The sequence below is a fragment of the Sulfitobacter sp. HI0027 genome, assembly GCF_001634775.1.
In the GTDB taxonomy this organism is placed as follows: Bacteria; Pseudomonadota; Alphaproteobacteria; order Rhodobacterales; family Rhodobacteraceae; genus Sulfitobacter.
Genome location: NZ_LWER01000231.1, coordinates 1 through 15,161, shown reverse-complemented (window position 1 = coordinate 15,161; position 15,161 = coordinate 1). Strand labels below are relative to the sequence as shown.

Here is a 15,161-nt window from a genome sequence, read left to right as displayed (position 1 = left end):
TGCCTAATGCATCTGCGATGGGCTTAAACCGGCTCGAATGTCTGCGCCTTGGCGTCGTAATATTCCAAGCTGCCCTCGCCGATGTCGGTCCACAGGCCGTGCAGGCTCAGCGTGCCATCTTCGACCTTTTCCTTGATCCACGGGAAGGTCATCAGGTTCTCAAGCGAGGTCAGCACCGCCTGACGCTCCAGCAAAAGCTGCTGCTCTGCCGGGTCTTCGACCTTTTCTACGGTCTCGTATTTCGGGCGCAGCAGGTCCATCCAGCGGCCCACGAAACTGTCTTGGTTCTCAAGTTCGGGCGCGTTGCCTTTGCACATCTGGATGCAGCCCGCGACGCCGCCGCAGCTGGAATGGCCCAGCACAATCAGATGCGCGACCTTCAGCGCGTTCACGGCATATTCCACCGCCGCTGAGGTCCCGTGCTGTTTGCCGTCCGGCTCATAGGGCGGGACAAGGTTGGCGATGTTGCGGTGGATGAAGAACTCCCCCTGATCGGCCCCGAAGATTGAGGTCACATGCACGCGGCTGTCGCAGCAGGAGATTACCATCGCACGCGGGCGCTGCCCCTCGGCGGCCAATCGGCGGTACCAGGTTTGGTTCTCGGCATAGCCGGTCGCCTTCCACCCTTGATAGCGTTGCAACAGATACGACGGCAGAGCCTTGGCCTTGTCCATGTGTAAACGTCCCTTAATGCATGAAGCGGTTTCAGCGCAGATAGCGCAAATGTCATACGAATTCGAGAGAAAAGGCACAGCCATCGCAACCCTTTGCACACCTTCCCGCGCCATATTGTCTCAAGGCCGTGGGGGCTGATTGAAGGATGATACCAATGCAACTTATGCAAATACGCCCGACTGAGCAGGTCTATGTCGATCAAGAGCGGCTTGGCCTGCTCTACACGCAACTCGGGGAGGTGGGCGCCGAAGATGTCGTCTGCCGCGCGATGGAGGAATTGGCCCTGCGCCTGTCGCATTGCAAAAAGCTGCACAAGGACCAAGACCGCGCCGGGCTGCGCAAAAGCGTGCACCGCCTGATCGCCATTGCAGAGCAGGTCGGCATGGCGCTGGTCGCACGGGTGGCGGCGGATGTGGTGATCTGTATCGACGCGGGGGATGACATCGCGACCGCCGCCACTCTGTCGCGGTTGATCCGCAGCGGTGAACGGTCGCTCACCGCGATATGGGACTTGCCTGACATCACGATCTGACCGCTTGCGGGTGGCGATGGAAAAGGTAGGCTGCGCGCAAATAGAGATTTGCAAAGGTTTGTCATGTCCGCCGAATTCGCCACCTCCTCCTCCGCCACCCTGCCGCTGCATGTCCTGAGCGAAGCCGCGCTTGAAGGCTGGCTTGCCGATCAGCCCGGCCCGGTGCAGGCATGGGTCAAAGCCAGCGGTTTTGCGGGTGCTCTTGGTCAGGCGCTTGTGGTGCCGGGGGAGGAAGGCACCCCCGCGCTGGCATTGGCGGGTTACGGCACCGAAGCCGCGCGCCGCAGGGGCCGCTTTCACCTTGCCGCCGCAGCCGCAAAGCTGCCTGCGGGCGACTACCGAATTGAAAGCGGTCTGCCGGAGGACCAAGCCGCGAACGAGGCGCTTGGCTGGCTGCTGGCGGGCTACCGCTTTGACCGCTACCGCGACCAAACCGCGCTGGCCGCCCGTCTTGTCGCGCCCGAAGGGATCGACGCCGATCAGATCGCGGCGCTGGCCACGGGTGAAATGCTGACCCGCGACCTGATCAACACCCCCGCCTCAGATATGGGGCCGCCCGACCTGGAAGCCGCCGCGCGCAAATTGGCCGAGCAGCATGGCGCGAAGATCGAAGTCACAACCGGCGACGCGCTGCTAGAGAACAACCTGCCGATGATCCACGCCGTTGGCCGCGCCGCCGACCGCGCGCCGCGTTTGATCGACATGGCATGGGGCGACACGGGGCCAAAGCTGACGCTGGTGGGCAAAGGCGTCTGTTTCGACACCGGCGGGCTAAACCTGAAACCCGGTGCGTCCATGGCGCTGATGAAAAAGGACATGGGCGGGGCCGCTGCCGTATTGGGGCTGGCGCATATGATCATGGCCACCGGCATGGCAGTGCAACTGCGCGTGCTGATCCCGGCGGTGGAAAATTCGGTCTCCGGCAATGCCTTCCGCCCCGGCGACATCCTGACCTCGCGCAAGGGGCTGACGGTAGAGATCAACAACACCGACGCTGAAGGGCGTCTGGTATTGGCCGATGCGCTGGCGCTGGCGGATGAGGACAAACCGGATCAGATCATCTCGATGGCGACGCTCACCGGGGCCGCGCGAGTCGCCGTGGGGCCTGACCTCGCGCCCTATTACAGCGACGATGCCGCTTTCGTCTCGGCCTTGGAAGACGCCGCTGCGGGGTCTGCCGATCCGGTCTGGCGGATGCCTTTCCATGACGCTTACGAGGCGCTGATCGAGCCCGGTATTGCCGATCTCGACAACGCGCCCAAGGGCGGCTTTGCCGGGTCGATCACCGCAGCGCTTTTCCTGCGCCGCTTTGTGACCGAGAGCAAATATGCCCATTTTGACATCTACGGCTGGCAGCCCGCCGACGCCCCCGCCCGCCCCAAAGGCGGCGCGGGCCAAGGCACCCGCGCGCTCTATGCTGCGCTGCCAGCCCTGCTAAAGCCATGAGCGATCCACGCCTCACCCCGGACCCGGCGCTGGCGAGCCAAAGCCGCGCCGCGCAGGTGGCGGTGCCGGTGGCAGACCTCTGCCGCCGTCCCGTCGGGCCGCGCGACCGGCAGGTGTTGTTCGGTGAGCAGGTAAGGGTGCTACATGAAGCTTCGGGCTGGGCCTATGTGCAGTCCGAGAAGGATGGCTATTGCGGCCATGTTCTGCAAAGCACCCTCGGCACGCCGCGCAACGCCAGCCACCGTGTCTGCGTCCCCGCCACCCATGCCTATCGCAACGCCGATCTGAAATCACCCGATCTGCTGAGCCTCAGCTTCGGCAGTCTGGTAACGGTCACCGGGGAAACCGAGAATTTCGCCGAAACACCGCAGGGACATATCCCGAAGGGGCACCTCGCCCCGCGGGACCAACATCACGGCAACCCGGCCTCGGTGGCGGCGCTGTTCCTCGGCACGCCCTACCTTTGGGGCGGCAACAGCCGCTGGGGGATCGATTGTTCGGGCCTCGTGCAGGCGGCGCTGCTGGCCTGCGGCATCCCCTGCCCCGGTGACAGTGACCAGCAAGAGAGCACCGTGGGCGGGCCGGTCGAAGGTGACTACCAACGCAATGATCTGCTGTTCTGGAAAGGCCATGTCGCGTTGGTGGTCGATGCCAAAACGATGATCCACGCCAATGCCCATGCGATGGCCGTGAGCTATGAAAACATCACCGATGCCATCGCCCGGATCGAAGCCGCTGGCGACGGGCCGGTGACTGCACATCGCCGCCCCGGCGTTTAATCCACCGACCGGATCAGCTTGCGCTCCAACACGCGCAGCACGGCCTTAAGGTCGTGGCCCCGACGCAGCACCTGCCCGCCGGTGCCCACCACAGCATACATGCCTTGGCGGTTGCGCAGCTTTGGCCGCTTTTCGATCCGGTAAAGCGGTATCTCCGCCGTGCGCCGAAAGACTGAAAAGACCGCCACTTCTTTAAGGTGGGAAATCCCGTAATCGCGCCACTCTCCGGCGGCGACCATCCGGCCATAAAGCGATAGGATCAGCGACAATTCCGTGCGGTGGAATGCGACCTGTTCGGCGGGGCGCTCGAAAGCCGTGATCGGCGATGGGGGCTCTATGCTCATGGCTTTACAGTTGACCCTGATGGGGGCCAAATCAAGCCCTGACATGGTCGAATGCGCCGCTCTAAATTTCTTGAAAGCGTTACAGAATTGTGCAACCAATCTGAAAAATGAAACACAAAGGTCCGATGGAATGACCCCAGAAGCCCGCGCCCGCAAATGTGCCGAGGTGATGTTCGCCCAAGATTCCGCCTCTGCCGGATTGGGCATGACCATCGACGATGTGACCCCCGGCGGCGCGGTTTTGTCGATGTCGGTGCGCCCGGACATGCTTAACGGCCACGGAATTTGCCACGGTGGTTTTATCTTCACACTGGCCGACAGCGCCTTTGCCTTTGCCTGCAACAGCTACAACCAGACCACTGTCGCCCAGCAGAACCAGATCACCTATCTCAGCCCCGGCCAGCCGGAGGAGCGGTTGACCGCCACCGCACGCGAAGTGTCGCGCAGCGGTCGGTCGGGCATCTATGATGTGACCGTCACGGGCGAGGATGACCGTGTCGTGGCCCTGTTTCGCGGGCTCTCCCGCAGCATCAACGGCCAGCTATTTACCGAGGAGGAGCCGACCTGATGAAAGACCTGACCCCCGCGAAGGATACGCTCGACCCAATTGAGATCGCCAGCCGGGACGAGATCAGCGCCCTGCAACTGGACCGTCTGAAATGGTCCCTGCGCCACGCCTATGACAACGGGCCTTTCTATAAGCAAAGCTTTGACGATGCAGGCGTGCACCCCGACGATCTGAAACAGCTTTCCGATCTCTCGCGCTTTCCCTTCACCGTCAAGACCGATCTGCGCGACAATTACCCCTTTGGCATGTTCGCCGTGCCGCGCGATCAGGTGGCGCGGATCCATGCGTCTTCCGGCACCACCGGCCAGCCGACGGTGGTGGGCTATACCAAGGACGATCTGGCCAACTGGGGCCAAGTCGTCGCCCGTTCCCTGCGCGCGGCAGGGATGCGCCCGGGCGACATGCTGCACAACGCCTATGGCTACGGGCTGTTTACTGGCGGCTTGGGCATTCACCTTGGCGCTGACGCGCTTGGCCTCTCGACCGTGCCGATCTCGGGCGGGATGACCCCACGCCAAGTGCGGCTGATCGAGGATTTTCAGCCCAAGGGCATCACGGTGACACCCTCCTACGCGCTGTCGATTTTGGATGAATTCGCCAACCAAGGCATCGACCCGCGCCAATCCTCGTTAGAGGTCGGCATCTTCGGCGCAGAGCCTTGGACCAACGCCATGCGGCTTGAGATCGAGCAGGCCTTCGACATGCATGCCGTCGATATCTACGGCCTCAGCGAAGTCATGGGGCCGGGCGTTTCGATGGAATGTGTGGAGACCAAGGACGGGCTGCACATCTGGGAGGATCACTTCTACCCCGAGATCATTAACCCCGAAACAGGTGCCCCGGTCGAAGATGGTGAAATGGGCGAGCTGGTGTTCACCTCCCTCACCAAGCAAGCCTTTCCGATCATCCGCTACCGCACCCGCGACCTGACCCGGTTGCTAGCGGGCACCGCGCGCTCCATGCGGCGGATGGAGAAGGTGACGGGCCGCAGCGACGACATGATCATCCTGCGCGGCGTCAACGTCTTCCCCACCCAGATCGAAGAAGCGCTGATGGCCACGCCGGGGCTTGCCCCGCATTTCCAGATCGAACTGTCGCGGCCCGACCGGATGGATCAGATGCGCGTGCTCTGCGAATGCGCGGATGCCAGCGTGACCCCCGACGCCCGTGCCACCGCGATCAAAGCGCTCTCGGCGCAGATCAAGCAAACCGTTGGCATCTCGATCAAGGTCGAGGTCATGGACGTAGGCGGCGTTGCCCGGTCAGAGGGCAAAGCCGTGCGCATTCTCGACAAGCGGCCAAAGGGCTAGGCGGTAGAGCCTAGCCGCAGGTGACCTTGGCGATCTTCCCTTCCGCGTCCAACACGATGTTGGTGCGGTTGGGATTGGCGTCCGTGGTCACCGGGTCGCCCTCGGTATAGACGCGCTTGGGCTCGGACACGATGTTTGCCGCCGCGCGGGGACGGCCAATCAGACCCCACCAGCTGCCTTCTTTGCAGGATTCCGCCAGTGGCTTGGCAGGCGTGGGCGCTATAGGCGTGCTGGAACTGCTAGAGTTACTAGACGGCTCATTCACCGCGTCGATCACCGAATTGGGCAGGGGCTTGGGCTTGGTCGTGGAGGCGCGCGCTTCTGTCCGTGCGGGGCGTGGCGCGGTCTGTGTGGGCGGTGTTGTTGTGGCCGCCGGTGGCGTAATCTGCCCCCTCGGCGCAACCGGGGCCGGAATGGGGTTTTGCACCGGCGCTGTCGCCACTTCGGCGCAGCCCGCCACCAATAGGGGTGCCAAGAAAACTAATCTCATGTTCCAAACCTCGTTATTCGCGTGGCGTCGGAGCAAGGGCCGACCATCCCGCAACAGGTAGGTCCATCACGCGCGCCGCCAAGGGCAAGGCGCTTTGCATTTGCTGGAACCCGCCGATGGCCCTACTGTGAGGGCCAGACCACGGAGCCTTCTCGATGCGATTTTCCCTCAACCGCAAACGTTTCAAAGACCTGAGCGAACAAGAGGTGCTGGCGCTGGCCATCTCCTCTGAAGAGGATGACGCGCGCATCTATCGCGACTATGCCGAAAGGCTGCGCGAGGCATACCCCGACAGCGCCGCCGTCTTTGACGGGATGGCCGAGGAGGAGAACGAACACCGCCGCCGCTTGATTGACCTGCACCGCGCCCGTTTTGGGGATGTCATCCCGCTAATCCGGCGCGAACATGTCTCGGGCTACTACGCGCGCCGTCCGGTCTGGCTGATCGAGAACCTGTCGCTAGAGCGTATTCGACAAGAGGCCGCCGCGATGGAACAGGACGCCGAGCGGTTCTACCATGCCGCCGCCGCGCGCACGTCAGACGCGGCGACACGGCAGTTGTTAGGTGATCTGGCCGCTGCCGAGGCAGGCCACCACGGCAGCGCGCAGGATTTGACCGAGAAACACCTTAACACCGACAGCCGCAGCGACGAAGACAGCCGCGCGCATCGGCAGTTTTTGCTGACATGGGTCCAGCCGGGGCTGGCGGGGCTGATGGACGGGTCAGTCTCTACCCTCGCCCCCATCTTCGCCACCGCATTTGCCACCCATAACACTTGGACGACCTTCCTCGTCGGCCTTGCGGCGAGCGTCGGGGCGGGCATCTCAATGGGCTTCACCGAGGCGGCATCGGACGATGGGGAACTGTCGGGCCGCGGCTCTCCGATCAAACGCGGGGTAGCCTCGGGCGTGATGACCACGGTGGGCGGGCTGGGCCACGCGCTGCCCTACCTGATCACCGACTTCTGGACCGCAACTGTCGTGGCGATCATCGTCGTCTTTGTAGAGCTTTGGGCGATTGCGTGGATCCAGAATAAGTTCATGGAAACACCCTTCTTTCGCGCCGCGTTCCAAGTGGTGCTGGGCGGCGCATTGGTCTTTGCCGCCGGGGTGCTGATCGGCTCAGGGTAAGGCAAAGGGCCATGCCCCATTGCACCCCAAGGGCGGGCTGGCTAATGCTTGACCCATGGTCGCGATCTTCCTGAAAACCCTGCCGTTCTTTGCGCTGATCGGCCTTGGCTACTGGGCCGGGCGCACGCGGTTCTTCTCAGCCGAAGCGACGGCCTATCTCACCAAATTCGTTTTCTATTTCGCCCTCTCGGCGATGCTGTTCCGCTTTTCCGCCAATCTCTCACTGGCCGAGGTTTGGGACAGCCGCCTTGTCGCCGCCTATCTTTGGGGCACGGCCTTCGTCTATGCTATCGCCAGCCTCGTCGGCTTCCTACGCCGGCTGGATGTGGCGACCAACGGGATCGAGGCGCAATGCGCCGTGATCGGCAACACCGGGTTTCTGGGCGTGCCGATGCTGACGCTGCTTCTGGGGCCAGAGGCGATCGGCCCCGTGCTGCTGGCGCTGACCGTCGACATGATCATCTTTTCCAGCCTCATCGTGATCCTGATCACCGGCTCCCGCGAGGGGCAGTTGCGGCTGGCGACGCTCAAGATCGTGGGACTGGGGCTGCTGAAAAACCCGATGATCGTCGCCATCACCTTGGGGTTCCTCTGGTCGGGCTTCGGCATCCCGATCCCCGTGCCGCTGAACGAATTCCTCGCCATCCTCGGCGGGGCTGCCACCCCCGGGGCGCTCTTTGCCATCGGCGCTTCGCTGGCTTCCAAATCCGCCGAGCGGATTGAGATCGCAGGCTGGCTGACCTTTTGCAAACTCGTGCTGCACCCGCTTTTCGTGGCCTTTGGTGCGCTGTTTCTTTTCGGCGTCGATCCCTACAAAGCCGGGGTCATCATCGCCGCCGCAGCACTGCCGGTGGCGGGCAATGTCTATATGCTCGCCCAACATTATGGCGTAGCACCTCAGCGGGTCTCTGCCGCCATTCTCGTCTCAACCACAGTCAGTATCGTGACCGTCAGCCTTGTCGTAGGCTGGGTCTCGGCCCTGTGACACATTCAAGTTCGAAAGGAACGCTGCCATGAAAACCATCTCGGAAAACGCCTGTTTCGGTGGCACGCAGGGGGTTTACTCCCACAACTCCGACGCCTGCGGCTGCGACATGACCTTTGGCCTCTTCCTCCCCGCCGAGGCGCAGGACGGCCCGGTGCCGGTGCTGTGGTATCTCTCGGGCCTGACCTGCACCCATGAGAACGCGATGACCAAGGCGGGCGCGCAGCTTTGGGCAGCCGAGCACGGCATCGCGGTCGTCTTCCCCGACACTTCGCCGCGCGGTGAGGATGTGGCAGATGACGACGCTTACGACCTCGGCAAAGGCGCGGGGTTCTATGTGAACGCCACGCAGGGGCCTTGGGCCAAACACTACCAGATGTGGGACTATCTGGCCGAGGAACTGCCCGGCCTGATCGGTGAAAACTTCGCCCTCGATATGGAGCGCCAAGGCATCACCGGGCATTCGATGGGCGGCCACGGCGCGCTGACACTGGCGATGAACCTGCCGGGGCGGTTCCTCTCGGTCTCGGCCTTTGCGCCAATCACCCACCCTACGTCGAGCGATTGGGGCAAGAAGCAACTCAGCGCCTATCTGGGCACGGATGAAAGCACTTGGGCAAAACACGACAGCACCCTGCTGATGCGCGAAAAGGGTTTCGACGGGCCGATCCTGATCGACCAAGGCGGCAGCGACCAGTTCCTCGACCTGCTGAAACCCGAAGCATTGGCCGAGGCCATGGCCGCCAAACGCCAGCAAGGCAGCTTCCGCATGCAGCCGGGCTATGACCACAGCTATTTCTTCGTGGCGAGTTTTATGGAAGATCACGTCGCCTTCCACGCCGACGCGCTCTATGCGGGCTGACCGATGACCGCGCTCTATATCGACGCCGACGCCTGCCCCGTCAAAGCCGAAGCCGAGCGGGTGGCGACCCGCCATAAGGTCAAGATGTTCCTCGTCTCGAACGGGGGCCTGCGCATGTCGCAAAACCCGCTGGTCGAGGTGGTGATCGTCCCTGATGGGCCCGACATCGCCGACATGTGGATCGCTGACCGCTGCGGCAAGGGGGATGTGGTGGTGACGGGGGATATCCCACTGGCCGCCAAATGCGTCGAGGCCGGGGCGCGGGTGCTGAAACACAACGGCGAAGCGCTGACACAGGCCAACATCGGCAACGTGCTGGCCACCCGCGATCTGATGACCGACCTGCGCGCCGCCGACCCCTTTCGCCAAGGCGGCGGCAAGGGGTTTACAAAGGCCGATCGCTCCCGCTTCCTAGAGGCATTGGAGCGGGAATTGCGCGCGGCAGCGCGGGGTTAGCCCCGCGTTTAGGAATTGATAGGGCAAGTGATATGACACCTCAGGCGGTCGTTTTCGACATCGGCAACGTATTGATCGAATGGCAACCCGAACGCTTCTACGACAGCGTCATCGGCGCAGACCGCCGCCGCGCCATGTTCGATGCCGTCGATCTGCACGGCATGAACGACCGCGTCGACAGCGGCGAAAACTTCCGCGACACGATCTATGCCACGGCTGAGGAATACGCCGATTGGCGAGATGAAATCCGCCTTTGGCACGACCGCTGGATCGAGATGGCCGCCCCGGTGATCGACCACTCCCTGCGACTGATGAAAGCGCTTCAGGCGCGTGGTGTGCCGGTCTTCTCGCTCACCAACTTTGGCATCCAGAGCTATGATCTGGCCGCGACCCATTACCCCTTCCTGCGTGAATTCGACCGTGATTTCATTTCCGGCCACTTGGGCATGATCAAACCGGCCCCGTCGATTTACGAGGCCGTGGAGCAGGGCAGCGGCCTGCCGCCCGAAGCGCTACTGTTTACCGACGACCGCGCCGACAATATCGCCGCTGCCGATGCGCGCGGTTGGCAGACGCATCACTTCACCGGGCCGCAGGGATGGGCTGACCGGCTCGTTCACGCCGGGTTGCTGAGCCGGGAGGAAGCCACATGACCGTGATCCCCAATATCTCTTTCGACGAAGGCGAGGCGCTACTGGACTGGATTGCGCTCACCGATGCGCTGGCCACGGGCCATGACCTGCCCAAGGCCGAGATTGGCGACACTTTCCTCTATCGCGGCAAGGACACGCTGCTCAGCCGCGCGGCATGGATCGACGGGCTGGGCATTGCGGTGAAATCCGCCACGATCTTCCCCGGCAATCCCGACCGCGAGGTACCGATGGTCAACGGCGGCGTGTCCCTCTTTGATGACGAAACCGGCACGCTCGCCGCGATCGTGGATTTCCACCTCGTCACCAAATGGAAAACCGCTGGTGACAGCCTGCTGGCCGCGCGGCGGCTGGCGCGACCCGACAGCGAGAACATCCTGATCGTCGGCGCGGGCACCCAAGGCCGCGCCCTGCACGCCGCCTATTCCGCGGCCTTCCCGAACGCGCGTTTCACCGTCTGGAACCGGACGCCCAAGAACGCAGAAGCCATGGCGGCTGAGCTAAAGATCAACGTAGCGACCGATCTGGAACAGGCCGTCCGTGCCGCCGATATCGTGACCTCCGCCACCATGTCGACCGACCCGCTGATCAGGGGCGACTGGCTGCAACCCGGCCAGCATATCGACCTCATCGGTGCCTACCGCCCCGACATGCGTGAGGTGGACGACTCGGCGCTGCTGCGCGCGCGGGTCTTTGTCGACAGCTTCGACACCACGATCGGCCATATCGGCGAAATCAACATCCCGCTTGAAGCAGGCACAATCACCCGCGACCACCTCATTGCGGATTACTACGACCTCGGGGCCTTCACCCGCCAACGCGATGATGAAATTACCCTGTTCAAGAACGGCGGCGGCGCGCATCTGGACCTGATGACCGCGCGCCACATCCTTGAGCGTTGGCGGGCGCGTTAAGCGGTCACCAGCCCCTCCAACCGTTTCTCGCGGATCGGCAGGTGCACGATGGCGCTAAACGCCCCCACGGCCACACCGACCCACCAGACGCCGGTGTAGCTGCCATAGATGTCATACATCCGCCCGCCCAGCCAAACGCCAAGGAAGCTGCCCAACTGGTGGCTGAAAAAGACGATCCCATAAAGCGTGCCCATGTAGCGCAACCCATAGATATGCGCGACCAATCCGCTGGTCAGCGGCACCGTGGCAAGCCAAAGCGCCCCCATACCGACCGAGAACAGGATCACCGTCAACGGCGTGATCGGGAACATGATGAAGGCCGCCGCGATCACCGTGCGCCCCACGTAAATCCCCGCCAGCAGGTATTTCTTGGAATAACGTTTGCCCGCCCATCCGGCGAGCAAAGTCCCCGCGATATTGGCGAGCCCGATGAGCGAGATCGCCACCGCGCCAAGCGCCGAGGTGGTGGTGATGCCGATGTTATGCAGCGCACCTCCGGCCAAAATCGGGCCGCACATCTCGGTCACAAAGGCCGGGAAATGCGCGGTGATGAAGGCAAGCTGATACCCGCAGGAGAAGAAGCCCAGAAAAATCAGCGTATAGGACGGATCGCGGAAGGCTTTGCCGAGAATTTGGCCCATCGACTCCTCAAGCTCGGCGCGGCTGGCCATCGCAGGCGCGCGCATCATCGGCAGGGTCAGCAGCATCGCAAGGATCACCCCCGCGAAACTGACAAAGGTCATCTGCCAAGACATGAAGCTTAGCATCCACTCTGCCACCGGCGCGCCAAAGACCTGCCCCGCACTGCCCGCCGCCGTGGCGATGGCCAGCGACATGGAGCGGTTGTCGTCTGACGCGGCGCGGCCCACCACGGCCAAGATCACGCCAAAACCCGTGCCCGCGATGCCGAACCCCACCAGCCAAGCATAGGTCTGATGCTCAATCGGGGTCGCGGAGTTGGCCGACAAAAGCAGCCCCACCGCATAGACCACCGCGCCAATGATGATCGCCTTTCGGTCGCCGATCTTTTCAGCCAACGCGCCAAAGATCGGCTGACCGATGCCCCATGCAAGGTTCTGGATCGCGATGGCGAGGGAAAACTCGCTCCGCGCCCATGCGAATTCTTCGGCAATCGGAATCTGGAACACGCCGAAAGAGGCCCGCACGGCGAAGCTGACCATGATGATGATACAACCGACCATCAAGACCGGGGTGAACAGGGGCGCGCGGCTTTGCATGGAGGAAATCCTTTCCGCGGCAGATTATGGGTTTCCCCGCCGCCGTCAATTGCGCATCCCCAAAGGCTGGCCAGCTTGCCCGCGCTGCCGTAAACCCTATTCAACAAAGCAAACGGGATCCCCCATGGACGAGATCGACAATAAGATCATCGCAGAACTGCGCCGCGACGCACGCATGTCCTATTCCGCGCTGGCGGCCACCACGGGCCTGTCGCGGGTGACGGTCCGCGCGCGGGTCGAATGTCTGGTCAGTTCCGGCGCGATCTTGGGCTTTACGCTGATCCTGAAAGAAGACATGCGCCACAGCCCGATCCGGGGCCATACGCTCTTGGCCATCGAAGGGGCGGGCACCGACCGGATCAAGCGTATCCTCGCGGGCATGCCCGCCGTGCAGGCGATCCATGCGACCAATGGCAAATGGGATTTGATTGTCGAGACGGGGACCGAAACCGTCGAAGAGTTGGACAGCGTGCTGGGCCAAATCCGCCGCATTCAGGGGGTGAGTTCCAGCGAGACGAACCTGCTGCTGGCCACCCAGATGACGGTCACGAAATAGCCTACTCGGCAGAGAGCACCACCACCTCAACCCGGCGGTTCTGCTCGCGGCCCGCTTCGGTTAGGTTGCTGGCCCGCGGCGCGAGATAGCCGGCACCCTGCGCCTCGACCCGGCCGGGGGCTACGTCATAGCTCTGCACCAATCGGTCCCGCACCGCCTCGGCCCGTCTGCGCGACAGGGCGGTGTTGGCATCCAGACTGCCCACCGCGTCGGTATGCCCCACCAGCGCCACGCGCAGATCCGGCTCGGCCTTGAGCAACTCGGCAAGCCGCTCAAGTGTGGCAAAGGGGCCGGGGCCAAGCGCAGAGGTGCCGGTCTCGAACTCCAGCCGGTTGAGGACCAGATGGCCGTCGACCTTCAGGGTTTCTGCGAAATCGCCCGTCGCAGTGGCAAGCGGCACCTCCGCAGTCGCCTCTGGCGTGATGGGGGTGCTTTCCCCTTCGGGCGCATCGCCGCTGCGGGCTTGGATGATCTGCACATAGGCCGAGGTCGCCGCCGTGCTGGCAAGGATGCTGATCGCATCGGTCGGCGTTCCGTCCTCGCCCCGGCGCAGGGCGGTGATGAAGTGGAAAGCCCGCAGGTTCACATACATGTTTGGCCCCGGCAGCACCTCCACCGCAAAGCGAAAATCAAAGCCGCCGCATTCCCGCGCGGCACAGTCGAGCACGATGTCAAAGCCCGCTTCGCTGAGTTGTCGCCGCAGCGGGCGCATCACCTGCAAAGCGGTCAGCCCCGGCGTGTCCATCCGCCACGCAGCGCGGCGCACGCTGCCATCTACATTGACCCGCGCCACCTGCCCTTCGGCATAGACACCCACGGGCGCGGCATAGCGATCCGGCGCGGTGTTACGCTCTGCCGTCATCCGCGCGGTGCTGGGCAGCGCCAATTCAAGCGCCGCCGCGGGAGCCGCCAGCAGCACCCCGACCAGAGCCGCAGCAACCCCCGCCCGGCTCATCGCGCCTGCGCGTGGTAATCGTCGTTCGGGCGCATGTCGGTGGCACTGGCCACCCGGTTGGTCATGTTGAAGAACCCGGCCACACTGGCGATGTCAAAGATATCCCGCTCAGTGAAACCCGCATCGCGCAGCGCCTGACGGTCGGCCTCCTCGACCTTGGCGCTCGCCTCGGTCAGCTTGACGGCGAAATCCAGCATGGCGCGTTGTTTGGCCGTAATCTTGGCCACGCGGTAGTTCATCACCAGCGCCTCGCCCAATTGCGGATCGCCCGACATTTCGCGTACTGCAGCCCCATGGGCCACAAGGCAGTAGTAGCATTTGTTGACCGAGGACACCGCCACCGCGATCATCTCACGCTCAAGCTTGCTGAGTGCACTGTCACCCAGCATCAGATCGTTATACATGCCCGCAAAAGCGTTTAGCTTGTCGATGTCAAAGGCATAGGCCCGCAGAACATTCGGCACCATCCCGAGCTTTTCCTGACAGATGTCGAAATACTTCTGCGTCGCTTCGGGCAGCGGATCGACCATCGGCAGATCAAGGGCGGTGGGCATGTCGTTGGCCATGGTCTTATCCTTTACTCAGTGCTTTGACGGTAATGATAGTGCCCGACCGGGGCAAAGCCCAGTTTGGCATAGAGCGCCTGCGCGCGGGTATTGGATTCAACGCAGAGCACCGAAAGCCGCTTGGCCCCTTGGGCCTGCCCCCAATGGGCGGCGGCGCGCATGATCCAAGTGGCCACGCCTTGGCGCTGTTGATGCGGCAGCACCTCGACGGCGTGCACCATGCAGATGTCCTCGTGCACCCCGGCAAAGGCCACGCCTGCGGGTTTCTCATTCCAACGCGCAAGGATGCCTGTTTTGGCCGCGGCGCGGTCCATCACGGCAAGACGCGCAGGGCCGACCCCTCCGGCGGCCCAGACCTCGGCCATGATCGCCAGCGGCTCCCAAATGCAAAAGGCGGTGACCGGGGGCATCGGCACATCCGTCAGCCGGGTGATCGGCGCGCTCAGTACGGTAACCGGGTCGACCACGTCATAGCCCCGCGCGGCCAGCAGCGCGTCGAGGTCATCTTCCCCCACGCGCACCATGAAAAGCGGGCGCTGGTCCATCTCACGCATCGCCGCTTCGGCGGTCGGAATGTCGGCGTCGGAGACCGCCCCGCGCGCTGTCGCTGCTGAGACCCGTTTGCCGCCGCCCTGCCCTTCGCGCAGGGTCCATGGCCCATGATCAAACCGCCGCGCGGCGGTNNATCATGGGCCATGGACCCTG

General features: G+C 63.4%; 19 protein-coding genes. 12 read left to right on the top strand and 7 right to left on the bottom strand.

What is annotated here, in order from left to right; genetic code table 11:
• Positions 1 to 23: 23 nt before the first annotated feature.
• Positions 24 to 674 carry a carbonic anhydrase gene (locus A3722_RS14790; protein WP_067623576.1) on the bottom strand — a complete coding sequence of 217 codons (651 nt, stop codon included), beginning with the start codon at positions 672 to 674 and terminating at the stop codon, positions 24 to 26.
• A 155-nt stretch (positions 675 to 829) separates the two neighbouring features.
• Here A3722_RS14790 and A3722_RS14785 point away from each other — a divergent pair, with 155 nt between their 5' ends.
• The 3 genes from A3722_RS14785 (at position 830) to A3722_RS14775 (ending at position 3,432) form a co-directional block, all read left to right on the top strand.
• Positions 830 to 1,207, top strand: a complete 378-nt coding sequence (locus tag A3722_RS14785) for a hypothetical protein (RefSeq protein WP_067623578.1) — start codon at positions 830 to 832, stop codon at positions 1,205 to 1,207.
• 63 nt (positions 1,208 to 1,270) lie between these two features.
• Positions 1,271 to 2,653 carry a leucyl aminopeptidase family protein gene (locus A3722_RS14780; protein WP_067916245.1) on the top strand — a complete coding sequence of 461 codons (1,383 nt, stop codon included), beginning with the start codon at positions 1,271 to 1,273 and terminating at the stop codon, positions 2,651 to 2,653.
• Entirely contained in the window at positions 2,650 to 3,432 is a 783-nt protein-coding gene (locus tag A3722_RS14775) for a C40 family peptidase (RefSeq protein ID WP_067622195.1), read from the top strand. The genes A3722_RS14780 and A3722_RS14775 overlap by 4 nt, the downstream gene beginning before the upstream one ends.
• On the opposite strand, the gene A3722_RS14770 is transcribed toward A3722_RS14775, so the two are convergent.
• Positions 3,429 to 3,776, bottom strand: coding sequence for a DUF2794 domain-containing protein (locus tag A3722_RS14770; protein WP_067622201.1), 348 nt, complete (start codon positions 3,774 to 3,776; stop codon positions 3,429 to 3,431). The genes A3722_RS14775 and A3722_RS14770 overlap by 4 nt on opposite strands.
• Before the next feature lie 130 nt (positions 3,777 to 3,906).
• Here A3722_RS14770 and paaI point away from each other — a divergent pair, with 130 nt between their 5' ends.
• Both paaI and paaK read left to right on the top strand, forming a co-directional pair.
• A complete protein-coding gene (gene paaI, locus A3722_RS14765; RefSeq protein ID WP_067622191.1) occupies positions 3,907 to 4,344 on the top strand; it encodes a hydroxyphenylacetyl-CoA thioesterase PaaI in 438 nt (145 codons plus the stop codon).
• Positions 4,344 to 5,654 carry a phenylacetate--CoA ligase PaaK gene (gene paaK, locus A3722_RS14760; RefSeq protein WP_067622187.1) on the top strand — a complete coding sequence of 437 codons (1,311 nt, stop codon included), beginning with the start codon at positions 4,344 to 4,346 and terminating at the stop codon, positions 5,652 to 5,654. The genes paaI and paaK overlap by 1 nt, the downstream gene beginning before the upstream one ends.
• Positions 5,655 to 5,664: 10 nt before the next feature.
• Here the strand turns inward: paaK and A3722_RS23445 are convergent, their stop codons facing one another.
• Entirely contained in the window at positions 5,665 to 6,144 is a 480-nt protein-coding gene (locus tag A3722_RS23445) for an I78 family peptidase inhibitor (protein WP_082849502.1), read from the bottom strand.
• 155 nt (positions 6,145 to 6,299) lie between these two features.
• Here A3722_RS23445 and mbfA point away from each other — a divergent pair, with 155 nt between their 5' ends.
• The 6 genes from mbfA to A3722_RS14725 are packed head-to-tail and all read left to right on the top strand — an operon-like array spanning position 6,300 to position 11,141.
• Positions 6,300 to 7,274: an iron exporter MbfA gene (gene mbfA / locus A3722_RS14750; protein WP_067622184.1), complete on the top strand. Its 975-nt coding sequence runs from the start codon at positions 6,300 to 6,302 to the stop codon at positions 7,272 to 7,274.
• Between the two features lie 55 nt (positions 7,275 to 7,329).
• Complete coding sequence (locus A3722_RS14745) at positions 7,330 to 8,259, top strand: AEC family transporter (protein WP_067622181.1); 930 nt, start codon at positions 7,330 to 7,332, stop codon at positions 8,257 to 8,259.
• A gap of 28 nt (positions 8,260 to 8,287) precedes the next feature.
• Positions 8,288 to 9,121 carry an S-formylglutathione hydrolase gene (gene fghA, locus A3722_RS14740; RefSeq protein WP_067622179.1) on the top strand — a complete coding sequence of 278 codons (834 nt, stop codon included), beginning with the start codon at positions 8,288 to 8,290 and terminating at the stop codon, positions 9,119 to 9,121.
• A gap of 3 nt (positions 9,122 to 9,124) precedes the next feature.
• A complete protein-coding gene (locus tag A3722_RS14735; protein WP_067622176.1) occupies positions 9,125 to 9,577 on the top strand; it encodes a YaiI/YqxD family protein in 453 nt (150 codons plus the stop codon).
• A 32-nt stretch (positions 9,578 to 9,609) separates the two neighbouring features.
• The gene (locus tag A3722_RS14730) at positions 9,610 to 10,230 is read left to right on the top strand and encodes an HAD family hydrolase (RefSeq protein WP_067622173.1); all 621 of its coding nucleotides are present in this window, start codon (positions 9,610 to 9,612) and stop codon (positions 10,228 to 10,230) included.
• Entirely contained in the window at positions 10,227 to 11,141 is a 915-nt protein-coding gene (locus tag A3722_RS14725; RefSeq protein WP_067622170.1) for an ornithine cyclodeaminase family protein, read from the top strand. The genes A3722_RS14730 and A3722_RS14725 overlap by 4 nt, the downstream gene beginning before the upstream one ends.
• On the opposite strand, the gene A3722_RS14720 is transcribed toward A3722_RS14725, so the two are convergent.
• Positions 11,138 to 12,379: an MFS transporter gene (locus A3722_RS14720; protein ID WP_067916243.1), complete on the bottom strand. Its 1,242-nt coding sequence runs from the start codon at positions 12,377 to 12,379 to the stop codon at positions 11,138 to 11,140. The two genes, A3722_RS14725 and A3722_RS14720, sit on opposite strands and share 4 nt — an antisense overlap.
• A 124-nt stretch (positions 12,380 to 12,503) precedes the next feature.
• On the opposite strand from A3722_RS14720, the gene A3722_RS14715 reads away from it, so the two are divergent.
• A complete protein-coding gene (locus A3722_RS14715) occupies positions 12,504 to 12,935 on the top strand; it encodes an Lrp/AsnC family transcriptional regulator (protein WP_067628121.1) in 432 nt (143 codons plus the stop codon).
• A 1-nt stretch (position 12,936) separates the two neighbouring features.
• On the opposite strand, the gene A3722_RS14710 is transcribed toward A3722_RS14715, so the two are convergent.
• Genes A3722_RS14710 through A3722_RS14700 form a run of 3 tightly spaced genes read right to left on the bottom strand, consistent with a single transcriptional unit; the run spans position 12,937 to position 15,010 of the window.
• The gene (locus A3722_RS14710) at positions 12,937 to 13,890 is read right to left on the bottom strand and encodes an OmpA family protein (RefSeq protein WP_067628117.1); all 954 of its coding nucleotides are present in this window, start codon (positions 13,888 to 13,890) and stop codon (positions 12,937 to 12,939) included.
• Positions 13,887 to 14,456, bottom strand: coding sequence for a peroxidase-related enzyme (locus A3722_RS14705; protein ID WP_067628114.1), 570 nt, complete (start codon positions 14,454 to 14,456; stop codon positions 13,887 to 13,889). Before A3722_RS14705 ends, A3722_RS14710 begins: the two co-directional genes overlap by 4 nt.
• Positions 14,457 to 14,467: 11 nt before the next feature.
• Complete coding sequence (locus A3722_RS14700) at positions 14,468 to 15,010, bottom strand: GNAT family N-acetyltransferase (RefSeq protein ID WP_236627424.1); 543 nt, start codon at positions 15,008 to 15,010, stop codon at positions 14,468 to 14,470.
• Between the last annotated feature and the right edge of the window lie 151 nt (positions 15,011 to 15,161).

Bases quoted from the DNA above. Each gene is read 5' to 3' on its own strand.
- A3722_RS14715 (WP_067628121.1), top strand. From the start codon at position 12,504: ATGGACGAGATCGACAATAAGATCATCGCAGAACTGCGCCGCGACGCA.
- A3722_RS14725 (WP_067622170.1), top strand. From the start codon at position 10,227: ATGACCGTGATCCCCAATATCTCTTTCGACGAAGGCGAGGCGCTACTG.
- A3722_RS14720 (WP_067916243.1), bottom strand. From the start codon at position 12,379: ATGCAAAGCCGCGCGCCCCTGTTCACCCCGGTCTTGATGGTCGGTTGT.
- A3722_RS14775 (WP_067622195.1), top strand. From the start codon at position 2,650: ATGAGCGATCCACGCCTCACCCCGGACCCGGCGCTGGCGAGCCAAAGC.
- A3722_RS14790 (WP_067623576.1), bottom strand. From the start codon at position 674: ATGGACAAGGCCAAGGCTCTGCCGTCGTATCTGTTGCAACGCTATCAA.
- A3722_RS23445 (WP_082849502.1), bottom strand. From the start codon at position 6,144: ATGAGATTAGTTTTCTTGGCACCCCTATTGGTGGCGGGCTGCGCCGAA.
- mbfA (WP_067622184.1), top strand. From the start codon at position 6,300: ATGCGATTTTCCCTCAACCGCAAACGTTTCAAAGACCTGAGCGAACAA.
- fghA (WP_067622179.1), top strand. From the start codon at position 8,288: ATGAAAACCATCTCGGAAAACGCCTGTTTCGGTGGCACGCAGGGGGTT.
- A3722_RS14735 (WP_067622176.1), top strand. From the start codon at position 9,125: ATGACCGCGCTCTATATCGACGCCGACGCCTGCCCCGTCAAAGCCGAA.
- A3722_RS14710 (WP_067628117.1), bottom strand. From the start codon at position 13,890: ATGAGCCGGGCGGGGGTTGCTGCGGCTCTGGTCGGGGTGCTGCTGGCG.
- A3722_RS14745 (WP_067622181.1), top strand. From the start codon at position 7,330: ATGGTCGCGATCTTCCTGAAAACCCTGCCGTTCTTTGCGCTGATCGGC.
- paaI (WP_067622191.1), top strand. From the start codon at position 3,907: ATGACCCCAGAAGCCCGCGCCCGCAAATGTGCCGAGGTGATGTTCGCC.
- A3722_RS14730 (WP_067622173.1), top strand. From the start codon at position 9,610: ATGACACCTCAGGCGGTCGTTTTCGACATCGGCAACGTATTGATCGAA.
- paaK (WP_067622187.1), top strand. From the start codon at position 4,344: ATGAAAGACCTGACCCCCGCGAAGGATACGCTCGACCCAATTGAGATC.
- A3722_RS14705 (WP_067628114.1), bottom strand. From the start codon at position 14,456: ATGGCCAACGACATGCCCACCGCCCTTGATCTGCCGATGGTCGATCCG.
- A3722_RS14785 (WP_067623578.1), top strand. From the start codon at position 830: ATGCAACTTATGCAAATACGCCCGACTGAGCAGGTCTATGTCGATCAA.
- A3722_RS14780 (WP_067916245.1), top strand. From the start codon at position 1,271: ATGTCCGCCGAATTCGCCACCTCCTCCTCCGCCACCCTGCCGCTGCAT.
- A3722_RS14700 (WP_236627424.1), bottom strand. From the start codon at position 15,010: ATGCGTGAGATGGACCAGCGCCCGCTTTTCATGGTGCGCGTGGGGGAA.
- A3722_RS14770 (WP_067622201.1), bottom strand. From the start codon at position 3,776: ATGAGCATAGAGCCCCCATCGCCGATCACGGCTTTCGAGCGCCCCGCC.